The 21,850-nt window shown below is 62.4% G+C and carries 19 protein-coding genes, 1 tRNA gene and 1 pseudogene; 12 read left to right on the top strand and 9 right to left on the bottom strand.

The annotated features are described in order from the left end of the window. Positions 1 to 78: 78 nt before the first annotated feature. Together BLL38_RS03270 and BLL38_RS30285 are read left to right on the top strand one after the other, a co-directional pair. On the top strand, positions 79 to 246 hold the full coding sequence (locus BLL38_RS03270) for a DUF2986 domain-containing protein (RefSeq protein ID WP_076961329.1): 168 nt from the start codon (positions 79 to 81) through the stop codon (positions 244 to 246). A gap of 69 nt (positions 247 to 315) precedes the next feature. Continuing rightward, positions 316 to 390: pseudogene (locus tag BLL38_RS30285) on the top strand (glutathione S-transferase); the annotation flags it as partial. 14 nt (positions 391 to 404) lie between these two features. Here BLL38_RS30285 and BLL38_RS03265 read toward each other — a convergent pair. The 6 genes from BLL38_RS03265 to BLL38_RS03240 all read right to left on the bottom strand — a co-directional run bounded on the left by BLL38_RS03265 (position 405) and on the right by BLL38_RS03240 (position 9,533). Further along, positions 405 to 2,462, bottom strand: a complete 2,058-nt coding sequence (locus tag BLL38_RS03265) for a methyl-accepting chemotaxis protein (protein WP_076961328.1) — start codon at positions 2,460 to 2,462, stop codon at positions 405 to 407. A 167-nt stretch (positions 2,463 to 2,629) separates the two neighbouring features. Continuing rightward, the gene (locus tag BLL38_RS03260; protein ID WP_076961327.1) at positions 2,630 to 3,325 is read right to left on the bottom strand and encodes a tRNA (adenine(22)-N(1))-methyltransferase; all 696 of its coding nucleotides are present in this window, start codon (positions 3,323 to 3,325) and stop codon (positions 2,630 to 2,632) included. A gap of 83 nt (positions 3,326 to 3,408) precedes the next feature. Next, positions 3,409 to 3,894 (bottom strand): DUF2165 family protein, encoded by a 486-nt coding sequence (locus BLL38_RS03255; protein WP_076961326.1) that lies wholly within the window; start codon positions 3,892 to 3,894, stop codon positions 3,409 to 3,411. A 10-nt stretch (positions 3,895 to 3,904) separates the two neighbouring features. Continuing rightward, positions 3,905 to 5,344: an efflux transporter outer membrane subunit gene (locus BLL38_RS03250; RefSeq protein WP_076961325.1), complete on the bottom strand. Its 1,440-nt coding sequence runs from the start codon at positions 5,342 to 5,344 to the stop codon at positions 3,905 to 3,907. Continuing rightward, positions 5,341 to 8,442: a MexW/MexI family multidrug efflux RND transporter permease subunit gene (locus BLL38_RS03245; protein ID WP_076961324.1), complete on the bottom strand. Its 3,102-nt coding sequence runs from the start codon at positions 8,440 to 8,442 to the stop codon at positions 5,341 to 5,343. Before BLL38_RS03245 ends, BLL38_RS03250 begins: the two co-directional genes overlap by 4 nt. Next, positions 8,439 to 9,533 (bottom strand): efflux RND transporter periplasmic adaptor subunit, encoded by a 1,095-nt coding sequence (locus tag BLL38_RS03240; protein ID WP_076961323.1) that lies wholly within the window; start codon positions 9,531 to 9,533, stop codon positions 8,439 to 8,441. Before BLL38_RS03240 ends, BLL38_RS03245 begins: the two co-directional genes overlap by 4 nt. A gap of 108 nt (positions 9,534 to 9,641) precedes the next feature. Between BLL38_RS03240 and soxR the strand changes: the two genes are divergently transcribed. The 4 genes from soxR (at position 9,642) to BLL38_RS03220 (ending at position 13,748) form a co-directional block, all read left to right on the top strand. Next, positions 9,642 to 10,136 carry a redox-sensitive transcriptional activator SoxR gene (soxR, locus tag BLL38_RS03235; protein WP_076961322.1) on the top strand — a complete coding sequence of 165 codons (495 nt, stop codon included), beginning with the start codon at positions 9,642 to 9,644 and terminating at the stop codon, positions 10,134 to 10,136. 760 nt (positions 10,137 to 10,896) lie between these two features. Continuing rightward, positions 10,897 to 12,195 (top strand): MFS transporter, encoded by a 1,299-nt coding sequence (locus BLL38_RS03230; RefSeq protein WP_076961321.1) that lies wholly within the window; start codon positions 10,897 to 10,899, stop codon positions 12,193 to 12,195. Between the two features lie 77 nt (positions 12,196 to 12,272). After that, complete coding sequence (locus BLL38_RS03225; protein WP_076961320.1) at positions 12,273 to 13,166, top strand: bestrophin family protein; 894 nt, start codon at positions 12,273 to 12,275, stop codon at positions 13,164 to 13,166. 144 nt (positions 13,167 to 13,310) lie between these two features. Beyond that, complete coding sequence (locus tag BLL38_RS03220; RefSeq protein WP_076961319.1) at positions 13,311 to 13,748, top strand: N-acetyltransferase; 438 nt, start codon at positions 13,311 to 13,313, stop codon at positions 13,746 to 13,748. Positions 13,749 to 13,788: 40 nt separating this feature from the next. Here BLL38_RS03220 and BLL38_RS03215 read toward each other — a convergent pair whose 3' ends face one another. Next, a complete protein-coding gene (locus tag BLL38_RS03215; protein WP_083743028.1) occupies positions 13,789 to 14,298 on the bottom strand; it encodes a hypothetical protein in 510 nt (169 codons plus the stop codon). 107 nt (positions 14,299 to 14,405) lie between these two features. Further along, positions 14,406 to 14,481 (bottom strand) — tRNA-Asn (locus BLL38_RS03210). Positions 14,482 to 14,753: 272 nt separating this feature from the next. Here BLL38_RS03210 and BLL38_RS03205 point away from each other — a divergent pair. Both BLL38_RS03205 and BLL38_RS03200 read left to right on the top strand, forming a co-directional pair. Further along, positions 14,754 to 15,149 (top strand): hypothetical protein, encoded by a 396-nt coding sequence (locus BLL38_RS03205; protein WP_076961318.1) that lies wholly within the window; start codon positions 14,754 to 14,756, stop codon positions 15,147 to 15,149. A 70-nt stretch (positions 15,150 to 15,219) separates the two neighbouring features. Next, the gene (locus BLL38_RS03200) at positions 15,220 to 15,840 is read left to right on the top strand and encodes a hypothetical protein (RefSeq protein ID WP_076961317.1); all 621 of its coding nucleotides are present in this window, start codon (positions 15,220 to 15,222) and stop codon (positions 15,838 to 15,840) included. A gap of 18 nt (positions 15,841 to 15,858) precedes the next feature. Here BLL38_RS03200 and BLL38_RS03195 read toward each other — a convergent pair whose 3' ends face one another. Beyond that, entirely contained in the window at positions 15,859 to 17,091 is a 1,233-nt protein-coding gene (locus BLL38_RS03195; RefSeq protein ID WP_076961316.1) for a CaiB/BaiF CoA transferase family protein, read from the bottom strand. A gap of 279 nt (positions 17,092 to 17,370) precedes the next feature. On the opposite strand from BLL38_RS03195, the gene BLL38_RS03190 reads away from it, so the two are divergent. The 4 genes from BLL38_RS03190 to BLL38_RS03175 all read left to right on the top strand — a co-directional run bounded on the left by BLL38_RS03190 (position 17,371) and on the right by BLL38_RS03175 (position 21,812). Then, a complete protein-coding gene (locus BLL38_RS03190; RefSeq protein WP_076961315.1) occupies positions 17,371 to 18,228 on the top strand; it encodes an IclR family transcriptional regulator in 858 nt (285 codons plus the stop codon). A gap of 69 nt (positions 18,229 to 18,297) precedes the next feature. Further along, positions 18,298 to 19,452 (top strand): acyl-CoA dehydrogenase family protein, encoded by a 1,155-nt coding sequence (locus BLL38_RS03185; protein ID WP_076961314.1) that lies wholly within the window; start codon positions 18,298 to 18,300, stop codon positions 19,450 to 19,452. Positions 19,453 to 19,642: 190 nt separating this feature from the next. Continuing rightward, positions 19,643 to 20,917 (top strand): MFS transporter, encoded by a 1,275-nt coding sequence (locus BLL38_RS03180; RefSeq protein WP_076961313.1) that lies wholly within the window; start codon positions 19,643 to 19,645, stop codon positions 20,915 to 20,917. Positions 20,918 to 21,059: 142 nt separating this feature from the next. Continuing rightward, positions 21,060 to 21,812 (top strand): alpha/beta fold hydrolase, encoded by a 753-nt coding sequence (locus BLL38_RS03175; protein ID WP_076961312.1) that lies wholly within the window; start codon positions 21,060 to 21,062, stop codon positions 21,810 to 21,812. Positions 21,813 to 21,850: the final 38 nt, after the last annotated feature.

Below are 21,850 nucleotides of genomic sequence, written 5' to 3'. Positions count from 1 at the left end.
CCAGCCGGCGCCTACAGAAGCATTCGACCAGGGTGTTGAACTGATATCATCCAGGCATTAACGCGCTGAGTAGAAAGCATGAACCGTCGTAAGAAACTCAATCAGATATTGAAAGCCAACGCCAAAAAGGCCAATGCCAAACTGGCCCCCAAAAGCAAAGACAAGTACATCAGCAAGGCCGACCGCTTGAAGCTGGAGAGCGACCCCGCCCAGGACACGCCGATTGCCCCTGACACGCCAAGCTGAATCAGGGCACTCTACGCCGGCGCAGCAGTCTGTTCCCAGACACCCCACTCTCGCCTGGCGGAACTTCCCATGATGATTGTTCACCCCCTCAACAACTCACGCTCGCAGCGCATTCTCTGGCTGCTCGAAGAACTCGGCCCGCCCCAGGCGCATGATTTTCAGTCCAGACGAAACCTGGCCGTGTTTCCGCTCAGTGCCCGGCTGCCTTCGCTCAACATGTCTGCGGCTTGATTCACCGCGCGGGCCCCGTCCAGCAGCCGCCCAGCCGCCTGGTCCACCTGCTGGATATTGCCGCTCACCTCATCCGCCGTCGCCGCCTGTTCCTCCACCGCCGCCGCGATTTGCGCCAGGGTATCCGTCACGTGCTGCACCGCGCTGGCAATTTCTCCCAGGCGGCTGCCCAGCCCCGTCACGGACTCTGCATCGCTCAGCGCCTGTTCACAGGCGGCGCCCATCAGGCTGACGGCCTGGCTCACGGTGCTGCGCAAGCTCTCCACGGTGCCGGCGATTTGTGCGGTGGACGCCTGGGTCCGTTGCGACAGGCTGCGCACTTCATCGGCGACAACGGCAAACCCTCGGCCTTGTTCGCCGGCACGGGCCGCTTCAATGGCGGCATTGAGCGCCAACAGGTTGGTCTGTTCGGCAATGTCGCGGATGGTGTCAACCACCGACTGGATTTGCTGGCCCTGCTCGCTGACCTGGCCCAAGGCATTGGCGGTCTCGGTCAGGCGCTGGTTGAGCTGTTGGATGCTGGCGGTCGTGCGCAGACTGTCGCGGCTGCTGTCCTCGGCGATAGAACGGGTCTGCTGAGCGCTGTCTGATGCTTGTTCGCAGCTTTTGGCCACGCCCAGGGAAGTGGCGGCCAGTTGGGTGGCCGCTGCGGCGATCTGGCTGATTTGGTGTTGCTGGTCTTCCACTTCGGTAAGGGTGCTGCCCGATTGTGTGTTAAGGGTTTGCACGGCAGCCCCCAGTTGCTGGGTTTCGTGGTTGACGCCCAGCAGGCTGGTGCGTAGCTGCCTTACCGCAACATTGAGCGCGGTGCTGATCGCCGCCAGTTCGTCGCGCCCGTGCACCGCCACCTCGACGCACAGGTTGCCATCGCGCAAGGACTCGGCCAGGGTGGTGATGCCACTGGCGCTACGGCGGATAGAAGCCTGCAGGCAGATAAACAGGTACAACGCCGCCAGGACCAGCAGGCTGAAGGTCACCCCCACAGGGATCACTTGCGCCAGTGCGCTGTCGCGGTAATCACTCAGGCGCGCATGCAGGGCGTTGAGCGACTGCTTGCGCAATGCGCTCAAGCTGCCCAGCATGTCGTCGACACTGCTGTCAAAAGCGCCGGTGTCGAGTGTGATCGTGTCCCCAGACACGCCGTCGTCCAGGGACTTGAGCTGGTTATCCAAGCGCTGCACGCTCTCGTCATATTGCGTGCTCCAGCTGGCCAGCCCAGGGTACGGGCGGGTTTTGAGCGAGGTCGCAGCCTTGATCAACGAGTCTCGCGCATCGCCTACACGCCCGCGCAGATCGCGCATCTGCAAGCGACCTTGCAAGGTGAACTGCCCGGCGGCGATGGACGACTGACCGATACTGGCCATGCGGCCGATACGCTCAATCAATTCGGGCAACTGCTGGGTGGAGATCTGCATCAGCAGGTAGGTTTCCAGCCAGGGGTCGAGGATCAGGCCGGTGTCCAGGGTGATCTGCTCGCGCAAGGCCTGCATCGCCGTCAACGCAGCGGTGAAGCGATCGTAACCGTCCGGCCACCAGCCCACAGTGCGCAGGGATGAGGTGTCCAGGCCCTTGACTGAGGCCTGCAATGTGTCGAAGCGCGCCTGGGTGTCGGCGCTGGCGTTGTGCTCCTTGAGCGTTGCGCCCAGGGTTTGCAGGTTTTGCACCATACCCGGGGTCAAGGCATCGACTGCGGCCATCGCCGCCTGCGCGGCGGGCGTGGGTTGCGGCTGGGTATCCAGCGCCTTCCAGCGTGCCGCCAGATTGCGCTGCGCGATCAGTTGAGCATCCAGGGCATCGAGCACCAGCAGTTGGTGCACACCGGATTGCTCACTGGCGATCACATCAAGCTGAGCACTGTAGTCCTGCTCGACCATCCACAGGCTGCCGGCCAAGGGCAGCATGATCAGGATCAGCAAGATCTGGAACTTGCGCGCAAAACCGAAACGCCCAAGCAGGCGGATACCTGGCGACAAAACACTGTGCATGTCCGATGACCCCTTCCTTGTGAATAACCGATGCTTTCAAGCCTTGAAATGGCATTGCAACACACATTATCGGCTGGCATGGCCCGGGCACATTCAGCCAGGCAACATGACTCTCTCCAAGGGTATACCAGATGGCACAAAACGCACGCCCAGTGAAGATCAAAGATCTACGCCAGTAACTCAGTGATCCAGTGCACCTCCTGCGCCAGCTCCTGCACCTTCTGTTCGGGCAGAGCTTGTCGCGCCCGGGCCAATTGATCCAGGGTGCGTTGCTTGTAGCGCAGCAGGCGTTGCCACTTGGCCAGGAACGCCGGGCTGCGGGCCTGCATCTGTAACGGGCCGAAATACAGTTGCTCGGCGCTGTAGCTCACCGGCCCGCTGCGCTCGGCAACGATAATTTCGTAATCGAAACGGTTTTCCCGCAGCAGTTCCTCGCAGAGGATGCGATAGCCGTTGTCCATCAGCCACAGGCGCAGCGGTTGTTCGCCGCCGTTGGGTTGCAGGATCAGGCGCTCCCGGCCGCTGAGGTACGCCTTGCCGCGTTCGAGGATGTCACGCAAGGTCTCGCCGCCCATGCCGCAGATGCTCACCGCGTCGATCCGGTCGGCCGGCTCGATGGCCGCCAGGCCGTTGGCCAGGCGCACCTGGATGTGCAATTGCTGGCCGTTGTCGCACACGGTGCGCTGGGCGGCTCGGAATGGCGTCAACGCCACCTCGCCGGCCACCGCCGCGACAATCGCGCCACGGTTCATCAGCGCCACCGGCAGGTAAGCGTGATCCGAGCCGATATCGGCCAGGCGCGCGCCGGCCGGCACCTGCGCTGCCACGCGTTCCAGGCGCACGGACAAGGTGTTTTGGTTCAACGGTTGTTCCTTTTCACGGCACTTTTGCCCTCAGTGCGGGCGCGCATGATGCGCGGTACGCCCGACAGGGTAAAGCGCCGCCGCTAAACCCAGCGCAGGTTAAGCACCACAAACCCCAGCAGCATCCAGACCACCAGCAGCAGATGGGTCAACTGCAGGCCCTCCTGGCGTATCCAGTAGCCAAACCACAGCCCTGCCAGCAGCATCAGCATGACGAACCCCAGGGCGGCACTCAAGGCGAGGTTCAACCAGGGCCGGGCCGCCTCCAGGCCAGTGCCCCATAGCAAGGCGTAGCAGCCAATCCACACCGTCAGCACCGCCCCCGCCTGCAGCAGGATAATCAGGGCCAACGCCAGGCGATGGAGGGTGGCCGACTGGACAGCGCGCACCAGCAACGGCGTGCCGATCGGCGGATGCTCACGCAGCGGCGCCATTGACATCGTGGCCCCCACCGCGCCTGCCGAGCCGGCAAACGCGTGCAGGTTGTTGATCAGGGCAAGGCTCAGCCACAGGCCGAAGCCCAGGATGAGCACCGTTTGGAAAATCAGCAGCGAGGTAGGGAGATCCATGGTTCAGTCCTTATTGAGTGGGCAAGTGCTTGGCGCTGAGCGCCACAGCCGTCGGCGCCCGCCAGGCGAGCGCCTTGTACAGGTCCACGGCATTGCCATAGGACGCGGCCTGCGCCTGGGCAATGGCCTGGCGCAGGCTGAGCAGCTCGCGCAGGTTTTGTTGCACCGATAAATAGCTGCCAGAGCCCGCGCCATAACGGCGCTGGGCGATATCCAGCGCCGCCTCGGCATGCCGCGCCGATTGCACCAGGCCGAGCAGATAGCGCTGATGCTCGGCCAGCTGGGTGATGGCGCCCTCCACTTCTTCCACAGCCACCAGCAGCACCTGTTCAAAATGCGCGGTCTCCCGCTGCGACAGCGCCTGGGCACCCCGCAGCCGCGCCCGCACCGTGCCCAGGTTGAGTGCCGGCCAGGTCAGGCCCGGAGTCAGCTCGAATGCCCGGGACGCACTGCCCAGGTCATCGTCGCGCAAGGCAAAGAAGCCGATAAACCCGCCCAGGTTGAAGCGTGGGTACAGGTCGGCGGTGGCCGCGCCCACATCCTCCACGCGCGCCGCCAGCCGCCGCTCGGCCTGCACCACATCCGGTCGATTGCGGATCAACTGGTCGACATCCCCCAACGGCAATTGCCGCGCCAGTGGCCCCGGCGCCAGGGCGTCGAGTTCGACGCCAACACTGCCCGGCCGCTGCCCCGACAACACCTGCAACCGGTACAGGCTGCGTTGCAGCTGGCTCTGCAGCGGCGCAATCGCCGCCTGGGCACGCAACGTATTGCCCCGGGCACTCTCCAGCTCTTCAGGCAAGCCGCTGCCGGCCTGGTATTGCGCGTCGGTCAGGCCCACGGTCTCTTGCCAACTGCGCACCGCGTCTTGCGCCAGCCGCAGTTGCTCGCGCTGCCCCTGCGCCGCGAAATAGGCGTGGGCCACTTGCGCGGCAATGCTCAGTTGCACCTGTTCGAGGTCGGCCTGGGAAGCCTCGGCACGGGATTGCGCGGCACGGTTCAAGTGGTCGAGACGGCCAAACAAGTCCAGCTCCCATTGCAAGTCCAGGCCGGCACGCCAGGACTCGGACAAGCTGCGGCTGGGCCGCGCGCCCGTCACCGCCTGTTGTTCCAGGCTGCGTTGGTACGCCACCGTACTGGTAACTATCGGCAAGCGCTGCAACGCTTGCTCGTCGACCGACGCACGGGCCAGCAGCAGGCTCGCACGCGCCTGGCGCACATCGTGGTTATGGGCCACGGCGGCGTCGATCAAGCGCGCCAACTGGGCGTCGTCGAAAAAGCTCCACCAGGCGGCTACCGGCTGCACGGCACGCCCGGCAAAAGCCTCGGCCTGCGGGCTGGCCAACTGAATCGGCGCGATCTCGGGCGCGTGGTAGTGCGGCCCCACTGAGCAGGCGCCCAGGCTCGCCAGCACGCCCATCAACAGCGGGTAAGGGATAAACGTCTTCATGGGCGCACCTCGACATGCCCTGGCACCAGGTTCTGCTCGGCCTCGGCCAATTGCTGCTGGCGCAGGCCCTGCACCCGATGGTCACGGGCCAGCCAGGCATAGACAGTGGGAAGGACAAACAGCGTAAACAGCGTGCCGACCAGCATCCCGCAGACGATTACCACGCCCAGGCCAAAGCGGCTCTTGGCCCCGGCACCGTCGGCGAACAGCAGCGGCAGCACGCCAAAGGTCATCGCCGCCGTGGTCATCAGCACCGGCCGCAGACGGATCTGCGCGGCGCGGATAATGGCGCTGACGCGATCAAGGTTCTCGCGCACCTGGATCTCATTGGCGAACTCCACCATCAAGATCCCGTGTTTGCTGATCAAGCCAATCAAGGTCACGAGCCCGATCTGCGTGTAGATATTCAGCGTGGCCCAGCCCAGCGCCAGGGGGATCAGCGCCCCGCAAATGGACAAGGGCACGGTGACCAGGATGATCAACGGATCGACCAGGCTCTCGTACTGCGCCGCGAGCACCAGATAGATCACCACCAGGGCGGCGAGAAACGCCAACACCAGGGCACTGCCCTCCTGCACGTATTGGCGTGACTCGGACTGCCAGTCATGGCTGAATCCCGGCGGCAGTTCGCCGGCCAGTTGCGCCAGCAGGGCCACCGCCTGCCCCTGGGACACACCCGGCGCCGGAATGGCCTGCAAGGTACTGGCGTTCTGCTGGTCGAACTGCAACAAGCGGTTCGGCGCCACCGTGATATCCAGGCGCACCAGCGCCGACAGCGGGATCAACTGGCCGCCCTCGGTACGCACATACTGGCGGGCCAGGGCCTGTGGGGTCAGGCGCTGTTCCTCGGTGCCTTGTGCAATCACATCATAAGAGCGCCCATACAGCGCAAAACGGTTGATGTACTGCTCGCCCACCAGCACCGCCAGGGAATCGCCGATATCGCGCATGCCAATCCCCAGGCTCGCCGCCTTGGCCCGATCGACGGTGACTTTGACCACCGGGTTGTTGTAGTCCAGGTCGCTGTCGACCACGGCAAACAGGCCGCTGTCACGGGCACGCTGCTTGAGGGTTTCCATGGTCTGGTACAGCACCGGGTAGTCCTGGGCGCTGCGCAACACCATCTGCACCGGTAGGCCACCGCTGGAGCCGGGCAACGCCGCCACCTGGAAGGCAAAAATGCTGCTGCCCTCGACCTCGCCCACGGCCTGCTGCAACTGCGCCTGGACCTGCTCGGCCGAGCGCTCACGGGCCTGCCAGGCGCTGAGGTTGATCCCGCCAAAGCTGGCCGCCGGCCCGTCGGTGCCATTGATGATCCAGGTGTCGGTGGTTTCCGGCAGGCTCTCCATGACCCGGTTGAGCTTGCCCGCAAAGCGTTCCGCGTAATCGAGGTTGGCGTATTGCGGTGACTTGATGGCGGTGAGTATCGCCGCCTGGTCCTCGGGCGGCGCCAGTTCGCGCTGCGGCAGGCTGTACAGCCACGGCAGGCTCAGGCACACCAGCACGGCAATACCGCCGCTGATCCAGCGCCGCGCCAGGGAGTGGCCCAACACCCGGCCATAAGCGGCGGCCAACCCGCCAAACACCTGTTCGGCCAACTTGGCCATGCGCCCTTCTTGTTGCCCCGGCTTGAGCAGCAGCGAGCTCATCACCGGCGACAGGGTCAAGGCGACTACGCCCGAGACAATCACCGCTCCCGCCAGGGTCAGGGCAAATTCGCGGAACAGCGTGCCGGTCAGCCCGCCGATCAGGCCGATGGGCGCATACACCGCCGCCAGCGTCAGGGTCATGGCAATCACCGGCCCGGCGATCTCGCGGGCGCCGACCAACGCGGCGGCCACCGGCGTCAGGCCTTCTTCGATATGCCGGTGGACGTTTTCCACCACCACAATCGCGTCGTCCACCACCAGGCCGATAGCCAACACCATCGCCAGCAGGGTCAGCAGGTTGAGGCTGAAACCAAAAAGCAGCATCAAGGCCGCCGCGCCGAGCATCGATAGCGGAATCGCCAGCACCGGAATCGCCACGCTGCGCAGCGAGCCCAGGCACAGCCAGATCACCAGCACCACAATCAGCATGGCCTCCAGCAAGGTGTGCATCACCTCTTCGATGGAGGCCTCGATAAACCGCGCCGTCTCATAGGCCAGGGCCACGTTGACCCCAGGCGGCAGGGTTTGCTGGATCTGCGGCAGCAGTTGGCGAATGCCATCGACGATCACCAGGGGATTGCCCGACGGCGTGGGGAACAGCCCCAGGTGCACAGCCGGGCGGCCATTCATGGTGGCGCTGGTCTGGGTCGCCGCCGCGCCCAGCTCCACGGTGCCCACATCGCGCAGGCGCACCAGGGCCGTGCCGTCGTTGCGGATCACCAGGTCACGGAAGGCCTCGACGCTGGTCAGGTCGGTGTCGATATGGATATCGGCCAGCACGAATTGGCCACGGATCTGCCCCGGCGTGGCCTGGTAGTTATTGCTGCGCACCGCTTGCGCCACGTCGGCGGCGGTCACCCCGCGCCCGGCCATGCGATCACTGTCCAGCCACAGGCGCATCGCCAGGTGCTGCCCGCCGAAGGTCTGCACCTTGGCCACCCCGTCGATCCCGGAAAACTGCGGCTCGACCACCCGCGACAGGTAGTCGCTGAGCTCGGGGATCGACAGCGTGTCACTGGCAAACCCCACGTAGGCCACGGCGGTGGAGTCGCCGGCCGACAGCTCGACCACCGGGTCGTAGGCATCATCGGGCAAGCGGTAACGCACCTGGTTGACCTTGGCCATGGTCTCGGCCAGCGCCTGGGTCGAGTCACGGTTGAGGGTCATGCGCAGGGTGATCACACTACGCCCCTGCACCGACGACGACGCCAGGTAGTCGATGCCCTCCACCGACGACACGGCCTGGGTGATCGGTTGGGTGACGAAGCCTTGCATCAATTCGGCCGAGGCGCCGGGGTACTCGGTGCTGACGGTGATGGTCGAGCTTTCCAGCAGCGGGTACTGGCGCACCGGCAACTGGCCGAGGGCAAACAGGCCGGCGAGGACGATCAGGCTGCTGACCACCAGGGCCAGCACCGGGCGCCGTACAAAACGGTCGGTGAAGCTCATGAGGCGGGTTTCCCTTCAACGTCCAGGGTGTTTTGCCCGGCGGCTTCGACGGGCATGCCGTCGCTGAGCTTGAGCTGCCCGGAGACCACCACCTGCTCGCCCAGCGCCAGGCCCGAGGTGATTTCCACCTGGCCCTGCCAGCGCTCCCCGGTCGTCACCTGGGCGCGGCGCACACTCAAGGCGCCGGCCGGATCGGCGCTGGCGATAAACACGGTCTGCCCGTAGGCGGTATAGGTGATGGCGGTTTCCGGCACCACCAGCACCGTGGGCGATTGCACCGCCGACAGGCGCACGCTGGCATACATGCCGGCCTGCAACTGCCCGCCCGGGTTGGCCAGGGTGGCTTGCACCCGCACCGAGCGCGACGGGCCGATCAGCGGGTCGATGGCGTTGATCTGCGCCGAGAACTGCCGGCCGGGCAAGGCATCCACCGTGAGCGCGGCAGCCTGGCCGATGCTCAAGCCTGGGGCCGACTGTTCACTCAAGGCGAAATTCACGTGCAGGCGCTGGGCATCCACCAGGCTGGCGATGGCTTCGCCGGTCTGCAGGTACTGGCCTTGATGCACACGACGGATACCCATCTGCCCGGCGAACGGTGCGCGGATGGCTTTTTGTGCAATCCGCGCATCAACCTGTTGCAGCTCGCCCTTGGCCATGTCCAGGGCGGCGGTGGCGTTGTCCAGTTGCTCCTGGGTCGCGACATTCACGGCCTCAAGCTTTTGAATACGCAGGAACAAGGTCTGCGCATTGCGCAGTTGGGCGTGCAGGCGCAAACGGTCGGCCTGTTCTGGGGCGTCATTGAGCTGCACCAGCAACTGCCCGGCCTTGACCGCCTGGCCGGACTCGAAGGCGATCCGCGTGATACGCCCTGCGGTTTCCGCCGCCACCTGCACCTGGTTGGCCGCCTCCAGCTCCCCTGCGGCAAAGGCCTGGCGGGGCGCCTCGCCCTGCCCGACCCTGGCCAGCGCCACCTTGGCCACTGGCCACGCCGCCGCTGCCTGGGTTGAGGGTTGATTGCCCAACCACATGATGACCAGGGCCAGCACACTGACCCCTGCCACGCCCCCGCCCACTCGCATCCTTCTGCCCATGCCCTGCTCCGCTCATCCGTAGTGTGTGCGCTGCCCCCCGATGGAAAGCGGTTGCAGCCAAGATCGGGCAGGACTATAAAACCTCAACTTAACTTGAGGGCAACACCCATGGCAGCAGAAAAGAACCCGGACGGTGTGCGCTCCCTCACCATCGGCGAGGTGGCCAGGCGCAGCGGCGTACCGATCTCCACCCTGCACTTCTATGAGTCCAAGGGCTTGATCGCCAGCACGCGCAACGCCGGCAACCAACGGCGCTTCCCGTCGCTGGTGCTGCGCAGCATCGCGATTATCAAGGTGGCGCAACGCACCGGCATCCCCCTGGAAGAGATCAAGCGCGCCATGGGCCGCTATCCGCCGAACAGCAAACTGACAGCCGCGCAATGGGGCGAGATGTCTTCGGCCTGGCGCGACAACCTCAACGAACGCATCCGCACCCTGGAAGCCCTGCGCGACAGCCTGGACAACTGCATTGGCTGCGGCTGCCTGTCGCTCAACGACTGCCCCTTGCGCAACCCGGGCGACAGCCTGGGCCAGGAAGGCCCGGGGCCGAGGATCCTCGAACGCGCCGCCAACGGATCGGAAATGCAAGCCTCCAAACCCTGAAAATCAAGGTGGGAGCTGTCGAGCCCCGGCGAGGCTGCGATGGCGGCGGCCTTGCTGGGAGGGATGTTGGCTGACCCGCCGCTATCGCAGGCAAGCCAGCTCCCACATTGGTTCTTCAGGGCATTGGGCAGCGTATGCATCCTGCGGTGGCGGCTGAAATGCAAGCCTCCAAACCCTGAAAATCAAGGTGGGAGCTGTCGAGCCCCGGCGAGGCTGCGATGGCGGCGGCCTTGCTGGGAGGGATGCTGGCTGACCCGCCGCTATCGCAGGCAAGCCAGCTCCCACATTGGTTCTTCAGGGCATTGGGCAGCGCATGCATCCTGCGGTGGCGGCTGAAATGCAATCCTCCAACCCCCGAAAATCAAGGTGGGAGCTGTCTCGCCCGGCGAGGCTGCGATGGCGGCGGCCTTGCTGGGAGGGATGTTGGCTGACCCGCCGCTATCGCAGGCAAGCCAGCTCCCACATTGGTTCTTCAGTGCATTGGGCACCGCATGCATCCTGCGGTGGCGGCTGAAATGCAATCCTCCAACCCCCGAAAATCAAGGTGGGAGCTGTCGAGCCCCGGCGAGGCTGCGATGGCGGCGGCATGGCTGGGAGGGATGCTGGCTGACCCGCCGCTATCGCAGGCAAGCCACACACATTTGATCTTCATTGCCTTGGCAGGTCGGTGTTGACTACGCCGATGACACTTTTGAAGTAAGCCCCCCCGGGCGCTTTCCCGATAATCGAGGGCTTACTGACGAAATGCCGAGGCCCCGCCATGACGCGCGCATCCACCGAACAGGTCCCGCCGCAAACCCTGAGAAAAGTCATTGTCGCCGCCGGTATCGGCAATTTTGTCGAGTGGTTCGACTTCGCTGTGTATGGCTTTCTCGCCACCACCATCGCCCAGCAGTTTTTCCCCAGTGGCGATGCCAGTGCGGCGTTGCTCAAGACCTTCGCGGTGTTTGCCGTGGCCTTTGCCTTTCGGCCCCTGGGCGGGATTTTCTTTGGCATGCTGGGCGATCGCATCGGCCGCAAACGCACCCTGGCGATGACGATTTTGCTGATGGCCGGGGCCACGACCCTGATCGGCCTGCTACCCACGTATGCGGCAATTGGCGTCACGGCGCCGATCCTGCTGTCGCTGATCCGCTGCGCCCAGGGCTTTTCCGCCGGCGGTGAATACGCCGGGGCCTGTGCCTACCTGATGGAGCACGCGCCCAGTGATAAACGGGCGTGGTACGGCAGCTTTATCCCGGTGTCGACCTTTGCTGCCTTCGCCTCGGCGGCGGTGGTGGCCTATGCGCTGGAGGCCTCGCTGTCGGCCGAGGCCATGGGCAGTTGGGGCTGGCGCCTGCCGTTCCTGATCGCCGCACCGCTGGGCCTGGTGGGCCTGTACCTGCGCTGGCGGCTGGATGAAACCCCGGCGTTCCAGGCGGTGAAACAGGAACACGCGGTGTCCCACTCGCCACTCAAGGAAACCCTGCGCAACCATGGCGCGGCGATCTGCTGCCTGGGCGCCTTTGTGTCGCTGACGGCGCTGTCGTTTTATATGTTCACCACCTACTTTGCCACGTACCTGCAAGTGGCCGGTGGCCTGAGCCGGGCGACGGCGTTGCTGGTGTCGCTGATTGCGCTGATCTTCGCCGCGGCGATCTGTCCGCTGGCCGGCTGGTATAGCGACCGCGTCGGGCGGCGTGTCACGGTGATGAGCGCTTGCGGGCTGTTGATGGCCGTGGTGTACCCGTCGTTCCTGATGGCCAGTTCCGGCTCGTTCGCGGCCTCCGTGGTCGGCGTGATGCTGCTGGCGGTGGGGGCGGTGTTGTGCGGCGTGGTCACGGCGGCGCTGCTCTCGGAAACCTTCCCGACCCGCACGCGCTATACCGCCTCGGCGATCACCTACAACATGGCCTACACGATCTTCGGCGGCACCGCGCCGCTGGTGGCGACGTGGTTGATCAGCACCACCGCCAGCAACCTGTCACCGGCGTTTTACCTGATGGCCGTAGCCCTGCTCGCACTGGCCGGTGGCCTGGCCTTGCCGGAGACCTCGCGCATTTCCCTGCACGACGCCTGACACCCGGCGAACCTTTCTTGCACAAACACCGTCCGAGCTAGGGCACTGATGTTTTTCGCCCGCTCGGAGGTTTGTGTTTGAAAGCTGCCATCGTCAAAAAATACCGCCTGATTATCAAGACCATGGGTTATGTCGGCTGGGCGCTGTTCTGGCTGTTGCTCTGGGATATTGCGGTCACCGTGGACTTCATGCTGTTCCTCAACGCCAAGATCAACCTGCCACTGATGCCCCTGACGCTGCTCGGTTCGGCACTGGTGGTGCTGATCAGTTTTCGTAACACCAGTGCCTACAACCGCTGGTGGGAAGCGCGCACGCTATGGGGCGCGATGGTCAATAATTCGCGCAGCTTTGCACGGCAGGTGCTGACATTGCTCGATGACCCCGACAGCGAAATCAACCCCATCAAATCCACCCTGCTGCGCCGCCACGTGGCCTATGTGAATTGCCTGGCGGCGCACCTGCGGGGTGAGCCGTGCCCGGAGGAAGTGCGGGCGTTCATTCCTGGGGATGAGTTTGCGCGCAACGGCGCCACCAACAATTTTGCCAACGACATCCTCACCGGCTCCGCCGCCCTGCTGGCCCGCGAGTACAAGGCCGGGCGCCTGGACAGCATTCGCCTGGCGCGCCTGGAATCAACCATGGTCGACCTGTCCAACAGCCAGGGCGGCATGGAACGCATCGCCAATACGCCACTGCCCTACCCGTATGTGTATTTTCCACGACTGTTTATTTCGCTGTTCTGCCTGATTGTACCAGTGGGGCTGGTGGAGTCCCTGGGCTGGTTCACCCCGCTGGCCTCGACGGTGGTGGGGTTTATGCTGCTGGCCATCGAACGCATCGGCACCGACCTGCAAAGCCCGTTCCGCTCCAGCGAACACCAGATCCAGACCGAAGCCATCTGCGAAACCATCGAGAAAAACCTGCAGTCGATGCAGCGTGATTCGTTGGGGGATGTTTGCAGGAGCCATTAAAAAGCCTGCATTCTTCCAGCGCCTCTATAATAAAGCGTCGCGTTAAACATTTTGTTTGGCGTGATGTTGCGCAACCACGCAGTATCAGGCCCGGGGGCTGCCTGGCGCCTGAGCTTTGAATAACCCATCGCAAGACTTAAAAAAATGATCAGACCCCTTGACCCCACAGACCTCGATTGCGTCCTGCAGATCTGGCTGGATGCCTCGCTCATCGCCCACGACTTTATCGACGCCGCCTTCTGGCAGTCGCAGGTCGAGAACATGCGCAACCTGTACATTCCTGCATCCCAGACCTTTGTTATCGAGCGTCAATCGAGGGTGGTGGGGTTTTACTCGCTGCTCGACCAGCAGATGGCCGCGCTGTTTGTTGCCCCCGACTGCCAGGGCCAGGGCCTCGGTAAACAGCTGCTGGCCCACGCCAGGAGGCAACGGCCCGTACTGACCCTGGCGGTTTATAAAAACAATAGCGCCAGTTACCAGTTCTACCTGTCACAAGGGTTTGTGGTCACCCATGAGGAGATCGATGAACACAGCGGCCAGGCGCAATACTCGATGAGCAGCGTCGCCAGCGCGCCTCAGTAATCCATCCTCACCTCAGCGGGCGCCTTGCCGGGGCCACACGCTAAACCCAAGGCTGATATTGCGCGGCGTTCCCCGCTAGTCGCGCGGCTTGCGCCCGTTCGGACAGCGGTATGCCAGGTGGCAGCAACGACAGCACATAAGCCATCCGCGACGCACTCCCCAGGTTCACGATCAATGTGAACGGCGAATCGGCAAATTCAAACACCAGGTTGAAGGTGCCATAAGCACTGCGCATATCCACTCGCGACACATCGCCCAACGGTCGTTGCTTCTGACGTAAAACCCGGTAAATCACCTGCTGCCCCTCAAGACGGAACACCGGGTTGAGGCTGTTGCTGGCCAAGGCCACCCAAGGCAGCCTGCGCAACCCGATAAAGGTGGCCAATACCGCAATCGCCTTGCCATCAAGGCCCGTGCCAGGGGCATAGGCGGGAGCGACCGACTTGGGTTTGCGCAGCTTCTTGAACAACCAGTACATGAACCAAAACGACAGGCCCTGGGCAATGACCACCATCGCGCCGAAGGCTAACTCCATCCAACTGATATCCATGTGCTTTCCTTGGCGGGTTGCCGGTGAGCGATCCAGCTTGGCAGGTAGCATCAGGCACTAAATTGCGCGCAAAAAAAAGCCTGCATCGCTGCAGGCTTTTTTCTATCTGGCTCCACGACCTGGACTCGAACCAGGGACCCAATGATTAACAGTCATTTGCTCTACCAACTGAGCTATCGCGGAATGCGGCGTATCTTACTGATTGAAAAGGACAAGTCAAATATTTAATGGGTTTTTACCTGCGACTTTTCAGGAGCCCTGAAAAATCCGGGGCGATTCAACTCTCAGCAGCCTTACTCAACCTACAAAAATGCAGGAACCGTCCGACTGGAACCTCAATGCGCTTAAGCCGACTATTCCACCGATAGCGCTCTCGCCGATCGAGTGCCCCCTCACAGTGACGGAGCCTACTGCCCGGTGGGGTTCTACGTCGCTTGCCTGCTGCTGGAGACACGATGAAAATATCGCTTGCCCTATATGACGCACTGACCTCCATCAGCGTGCCAAATAAAACAGCCAAAGCCGCCGTAAATGCTTGGGAGGACGATGTGAAACATTTCGCGTCAAAAGCCGACTTAGAACGCACCGAATCCCACCTCAAGGATTCGATCGCGGCATTACGCACCGACCTGAGCGCCCTGATCAAAGACCAAGGCGTTGCAATCAGAGAACAAGGTGTAGAATTCCGCGCGCTGATGGAAAGTCAGGCGAGCCAGTTTCAAGGGGCCATTTCAAAGCTGGAATCGGGCATGACCCTGCTGCGCTGGCAATTCTGGCTGTTGGTTATCTGCTTCGGGTTTCCTATCATCAAAAACCTTTACGAGATTTACGGGAGTGTCATTTCCTCCTGACTCATGGCTTTACCTTTCCAGCACTCGACACGGACTTTCTCGTGCAGCCTTATCGACAGGGAGTCGACCCGTGAAAAAACTGCATGACCATCCCTTTTTCAAGCCACGTCGCCCCACTGCACCGCTGACACCGGAAAAACCCAAGCTCTCCTCCGGCACTGTCCTCTCCCTGGCAGCCATGGTGATCTCCATCGCCGCCGCGTCGATTTCCTTCTGGCAACTGGACCTGATGCGCGAGCACAACCGGCTGTCCGTCAGGCCCTACCTGATGATCACACCGTATCTGGCGGGCGGAAAAAGCGGCCTGTACCTGTCCAATGAAGGGATTGGCCCGGGCATCATCACCGCGTTCAACATTCGCGTCGGCGACGAACAGTTCGATGGGCTGGGGGACAGTCGCTGGCCCGCCGTGCTGGAAAAGGCACGGTTGAATCCAGAATGCTTCGCCAAAGGTTGGCCCACCCAGGGCGCGGCCGTCAGCCCGGGTAATGACATCGTGATTCTGGAACCGACTAAAAGCACACAGTTCGGCCCCTTGTGCCTGCTGCAAATGAGTCTGTTCCTGCAAAGGAATGACGTCTTTGTAGAGATGCACTATGAATCACTCTACAAAGAGCCCTTCATCCTTTCCGCCCCCTTGGGCATCAATGAAGCCATGGATATGGGCGCGCTGGGCAAAATACTTCAGTAGTCAGCCAACGCGCGTCCATCACGGCAACTGCTCAATCACCCCACGACTCTTCAATTGCCCCAACTGCTCACCACTCAACCCCAACCGCCCCACCAACACTTCATCCGTATGCTGCCCCAACATCGGCGCCGGCCGTACGTACTCCACCGGAGTGCCAGACATCTTGATCGGGCTACCGACCATGGCGAAGTCGGGGTTTTGCGGATGGGGGATCTTCACCATCAGTCCACGGGCAATCACCTGCGGCTCTTCCAAAGATTGCGCGATATTGTTGATCGCGCCCACCGGGACTTTCGCGGCATGGATGCAACTGACCCACTCATCTGCCGTGCGGCCAAGGAAGTGCGCCGACAGCAACTCGACGATTTCGGCCCGATGGGCCACGCGGTCGGCATTGCGCCGAAAGCGTGGGTCATCCGGCAGGTGCGGCAGGCCAATGCTCTGGCATAAGGCGATGAATTGGCTGTCGTTGCCGCAGGCGATGATGAAGTCGCGGTCGGCGGCGCGAAACACCTGGTACGGCACGATATTGGCATGGGCATTGCCAAAGCGCTGGGGCACGTTGCCGGAGGCCAGGTAGTTCATGCTCTGGTTGGCCAGGGTCGCGACTTGCACATCCAGCAGGGCCATATCGATATGCTGGCCAACGCCGGTGCGTTCGCGGCTGAGCAGCGCGGCCTGGATCGCCACCGTGGAATACAGCCCGGTCATCAGGTCGGAAAAGGCCACGCCGACTTTTTGTGGACCGCCGCCCGGTAAGTCATCGCGTTCGCCGGTGATGCTCATCAGGCCGCCAATGCCCTGGATGATGAAGTCATAGCCAGGCTCTTCGGCACGCGGGCCGGTCTGACCAAAGCCGGTGATGGAGCAATACACCAGGCGCGGGTTGAGCGCGGCCAGGGTCGTGTAGTCCAGGCCGTAGCGCGCCAGGGAGCCGGCCTTGTAGTTCTCGATCAACACGTCGGAGCTGGCCGCCAGCGCCCGCACCAGTTCCTGGCCTTCGGCACTGGCCAGGTCGATGGCCACCGACAGCTTGCCACGGTTGGTGGACTGGTAATACGACGCCTGCCCGGACGCCTCGCCGGTGCCGGTCTTCATCCACGGCGGCCCCCAGCCACGGGTGTCGTCGCCACTGTGCGGGCGCTCGATCTTGATCACTTCCGCGCCCAGGTCGGCCAACACCTGGCCACACCAGGGACCGGCCAAGACCCGGCTCAAATCCAGTACACGCAAACCTGTTAATGCACCCATTGTTTTTATTCCTGAAGGTCTGTATCGCCGACTGTGGGCTATAGATAACCCTGCTACTTATTTTGCAGTGCGAAATTATATTCCGTATTTTCAAAAAATAATAAGTATCTACATTAAGAATGTAAACGCAAGAACGTATAGATCCAACAGAAATAAACATAAGCAATTGTTTATAAACGAATAAATATAAAGACACAGTAAAAATCCAAAAAATTCAATTGTTTCGCACAGCGGAATATGGTTTTGTTTTGTTGATTTTACAAAAGAAGGATGTCTACCATGCGCCGTCGAAGCCTGGACCCGAACACACCAGAGACACCAGCAGGCAGCACTGCCTTTGAACACCTGCTGGTAGATCCGATGAACACCGAAGAGGAGGAAGACAAGGACCGCCAGTTCATCACGTCACTGGCCCGTGGCCTGGAACTGCTGCGCTGCTTCACCCCCAGCGAAAGCGTGTTGAGTAACCAGGAACTGGCGCGCAAGACCGGCCTGCCCAAGCCGACGATTACCCGCATGACCCACACCCTGACCCGCTTGGGTTACCTCAAGCACATGCCGCAGTCGGGCCGATACCAGTTGGATGTGGGGGTGATGGCATTTGGTTACGCAATGCTTTCCAACCTGTCGGTGCGGGCCGTGGCCCACCCGCTGATGGAGACCATGGCCAAGTACGCCCAGGCCGCCGTCGCGATGGCCACCCGGGACCGCCTGGACATGGTGTACCTGGACGTGATCCAGGGCGAAGCGAACATGACCATGCGCCGCCAGGTCGGTACGCGCCTGCCGCTGCACTTGAGTTCGGCAGGCCGTGCCTGCCTGGCGGCGATGCCGGAGAACGAGCGCGAATTCATGCTTGAGCATATCCGCCAGCGGCATCTGGAGGATTGGCCGACGATTCGCAAAGGGCTGGAGCGTGCGTTCAGGGATTACACCGATTTCGGCTATTGCATGTCGATCGGTGAGTGGCACCGCGATGTCAACGCCATCGCCGTGCCCATGCTGCACACACAACATGGGCTGTTGACGTTCAACTGTGGCGGGCCGAGCTTTCACCTTTCCCGGGAAAAACTCGAAGACGACATAGGGCCGCGTCTCAAGCACATGGTCAACAACATCGAGGCCGCCGCCCGCTAGACAGATCGGTGCACGGCCCCGGCAGATCCAATACAACAGGCCCGCCGAACGGGCCGCCGAGGAATGTACATGATCCGAGACCCGCAAACGCTGCATCTGCTACTGGACTCCATCCACCAGTTCGTCAACGAAGTGCTGATCCCACGGGAAAACGAAGTCGCCGAGACCGATGAGATCCCTGCGGACATCGTCCGGCAATTCCAGGACATGGGCCTGTTCGGCCTGACCCTGCCCGAAGCCTATGGCGGCCTGGGCGTGACCATGGAAGAAGAAGTCAGCATTGCTTTCGAGCTGGGGCGCACCTCGCCGGCCTTCCGCTCCTACTTCGGCACCAACAATGGCATCGGTTCCATCGGCATCCTGCTGGACGGCACCGAGGCACAGAAACAGCATTACCTGCCCAAGCTGGCCAGCGGCGAGTTGCTCAGCTCGTTCTGCCTGACCGAACCGGACGCCGGCTCCGACGCTGCCTCGCTGAAGACCACCGCCCTGCGCGATGGCGAGCATTACCTGATCAATGGCACCAAGCGCTTTATCACCAATGCGCCCCATGCCGGGATTTTCACGGTGATGGCCCGTACCAACCCGGAGATCAAGGGCTCGGGCGGGATCAGCGCGTTTATCGTCGAGCGCAATACCCCGGGGGTGTCCCTGGGCAAGCGCGACCACAAGATGGGCCAGAAAGGCGCCCATACCAGCGATGTGATTTTCGACAATGTGCGGGTGCCCGCCGGGCAACTGATCGGCGGCGTCGAAGGCGTGGGGTTCAAGACCGCGATGAAGGTGCTCGACAAGGGCCGCCTGCATATCGCTGCGGTCAGCGTCGGCGCCGCCGAGCGCATGCTCGACGATGCCCTGCACTACGCCATCGACCGCAAGCAATTCGGCCAGCCGATTGCCGAGTTCCAACTGATCCAGGCCATGCTTGCCGACAGCAAGGCAGAGATCTATGCGGCCCGCTGCATGGTGCTGGACGCCGCGCGCAAGCGTGACGAGGGCCTGGACATCAGCACCGAAGCCTCCTGCGCGAAGATGTTCGCCACGGAGATGTGCGGCCGCGTGGCTGACCGTTGCGTACAGATTCATGGTGGCGCGGGGTATGTGAGCGAGTATGCGATCGAGCGGTTTTACCGCGATGTGCGGCTGTTCCGGCTGTATGAGGGCACGACCCAGATCCAGCAGTTGGTGATTGCGCGCAACATGATTCGCGAGGCCAGGCACTAAAACCCACACAACCCTATGTGGGAACCGGGCTTGTGTGGGCTTGCTCGCGCAGGCGGTGGGTCAGTTAATAAATAGTTGACTGACACTGCGCTATCGCGAGCAAGCCCGCTCCCACAAGTAGATCGGCTTTGTTCATACAACATCTGCAACACCCATAACCCATGCCCTACAACTACAACAAGGTATCGCTATGGAAGTCGCCACATCGGCGGGTGCGTTGTCGCCCGCAAAAAACAACCTGTGGATCATTGTCTTCATCTTCTGCTTCCTCGGTCTTTTGATCGACGGCGCCGACTTGATGCTCCTGTCCTACAGCCTCAGCAGCCTGAAAGCCGAGTTCGGCCTGACCAGTGTCGAAGCCGGCAGCCTGGGCAGTTTCACCCTGGCCGGGATGGCGGTCGGCGGGATTTACGGGGGCTGGGCCTGTGATCGCTTCGGCCGGGTCAAGACCGTGGTGTGGAGCATCGTGCTGTTCTCGGTGGGTACCGCGATCCTCGGCCTGACCCACAGCTACTGGCAGTTCGCAGCCACCCGCTTCTTCGCCTCCCTCGGGTTGGGCGCATTGTATGTTGCCTGCAACACCCTGATGGCCGAATACGTACCGACCCGCTACCGCACCACCGTGCTCGGCACCCTGCAGGCCGGCTGGTCGGTGGGGTATATCGTCGCCACCTTGCTGGCCGGCTGGATCCTGCCGGACCACGGCTGGCGCTGGCTGTTCTATGTGGCGATCATCCCGGTGATCCTCGCCGTGCTGATGCAGCGCCTGGTGCCGGAACCCCAGGCCTGGCTCAACGCCCAGGCCGAGCGTGCGCGGGAAAAGGCCGCAGGCATCCAGCGCGTCTCGGCAAAAAAACCCGATGGCATGTTCAAGCTGATTTTCAGCGACCCCAAGGCCAGCCGCATGTTCCTGTTCTGGGCACTGACTGCAGGCTTCCTGCAGTTTGGCTACTACGGGGTGAATAACTGGATGCCGTCCTACCTGGAAGGCGAACTGGGGATGAACTTCAAGTCGATGACCAGCTACATGGTCGGCACCTACGCGGCGATGATTTTCGGCAAGATCCTCGCCGGCCTGGCGGCCGATCGCCTGGGCCGGCGCGTGGTGTTTGCCTTCGGCGCCCTGGGCACGGCGGTGTTCCTGCCGGTGATCGTGCTGTACCAGAGCCCGGAGAATATCCTCTGGCTGCTGATTGCCTTCGGTTTTCTGTACGGCATTCCCTACGGCGTGAATGCGACCTACATGACCGAGAGTTTCGAGGCCAAATTCCGCGGTTCGGCAGTGGGCGGTGCCTACAACATCGGGCGTATTGGCGCGGCGGTCGCGCCGGCGGCCATTGGCTTCCTGGCGTCCCATGGTTCGATTGGCGTGGGCTTTATGGTGATGGGCGCGGCGTACTTTATCTGCGGGGTGATCCCGGCGCTGTTTATCCGCGACAAGCAGTTTGACCCGCAGAAACAATAAGCCAGGCCCGAGTGGCCCCGGATTGCCGGCGCCACTTGGGGCATTGCCGCTTCGTCAGGAAAACCTAGCCGTTTTGCCAGTTACTTAAACGTTTTGTTCAAACTATCGTGTACCCGACCAATTTTTGATGGCAGGGCCGGAAATGGAATTCATCGAACAAAGCCACCAGGGCTACGCAACCTTTCGCGACTACCAGACCTGGTATCGCGTGACCGGCAACCTCGACAGCGGCAAGACCCCATTGGTCATCCTCCATGGCGGCCCCGGCGCTACCCACGACTACCTGGACGCCTTCAAGGACGTGGCTGCCAGTGGGCATGCGGTGATTCACTACGATCAACTGGGCAATGGCCAGTCCACCCACCTGCCCCACCAGCCCGCCGATTTCTGGACGGTTGAGCTGTTTCTCGCAGAGCTGGACAACCTGCTCGACCATCTGCACATCAGCGGGCATTACGCGCTCCTCGGGCATGCCTGGGGCGGCAGGCTCGGCAGTGAACACGCGATTCGCCAGCCCCAGGGCCTGCGCGCATTGATCGCCGCCAACCTGGCGGCCGGCTTCGATGACCAACCCTTGTGCCGGATCAACCCGTGGCCCGAAGAAGTGGCACGTACCTTCGCCCAGATGGCGGCCGACCCTACGGTTTACAACGCCCTGCACGGCCCGATCAGCATTGGCCGGCTGACGCAGATCCAAGTGCCAACCCTGATAATTTCCGGGCGGCATGACCAGGCCACACCGCTGGAATTCAAGGCATTCCTCGATGAAATCGCCGATGTACGCGCAGCGCTGTTTGAAGACTCCAGCCATATGCCCCATGTGGAGGAGCGCCAGCCGTGCATGGGCACGGTGGTGAAGTTTTTGGATGAGGTGTGCTCACCAACGGTCTTCTAAACACCACCAATCAAATGTAGGAGCGGGCAAGCCCGCTC

This window comes from Pseudomonas gessardii, from assembly GCF_001983165.1.
Classification (GTDB): domain Bacteria; phylum Pseudomonadota; class Gammaproteobacteria; order Pseudomonadales; family Pseudomonadaceae; genus Aquipseudomonas; species Aquipseudomonas gessardii.
Note: the sequence above shows the minus strand (reverse complement) of the source record. Positions and strands in the feature narration are given on the sequence as shown.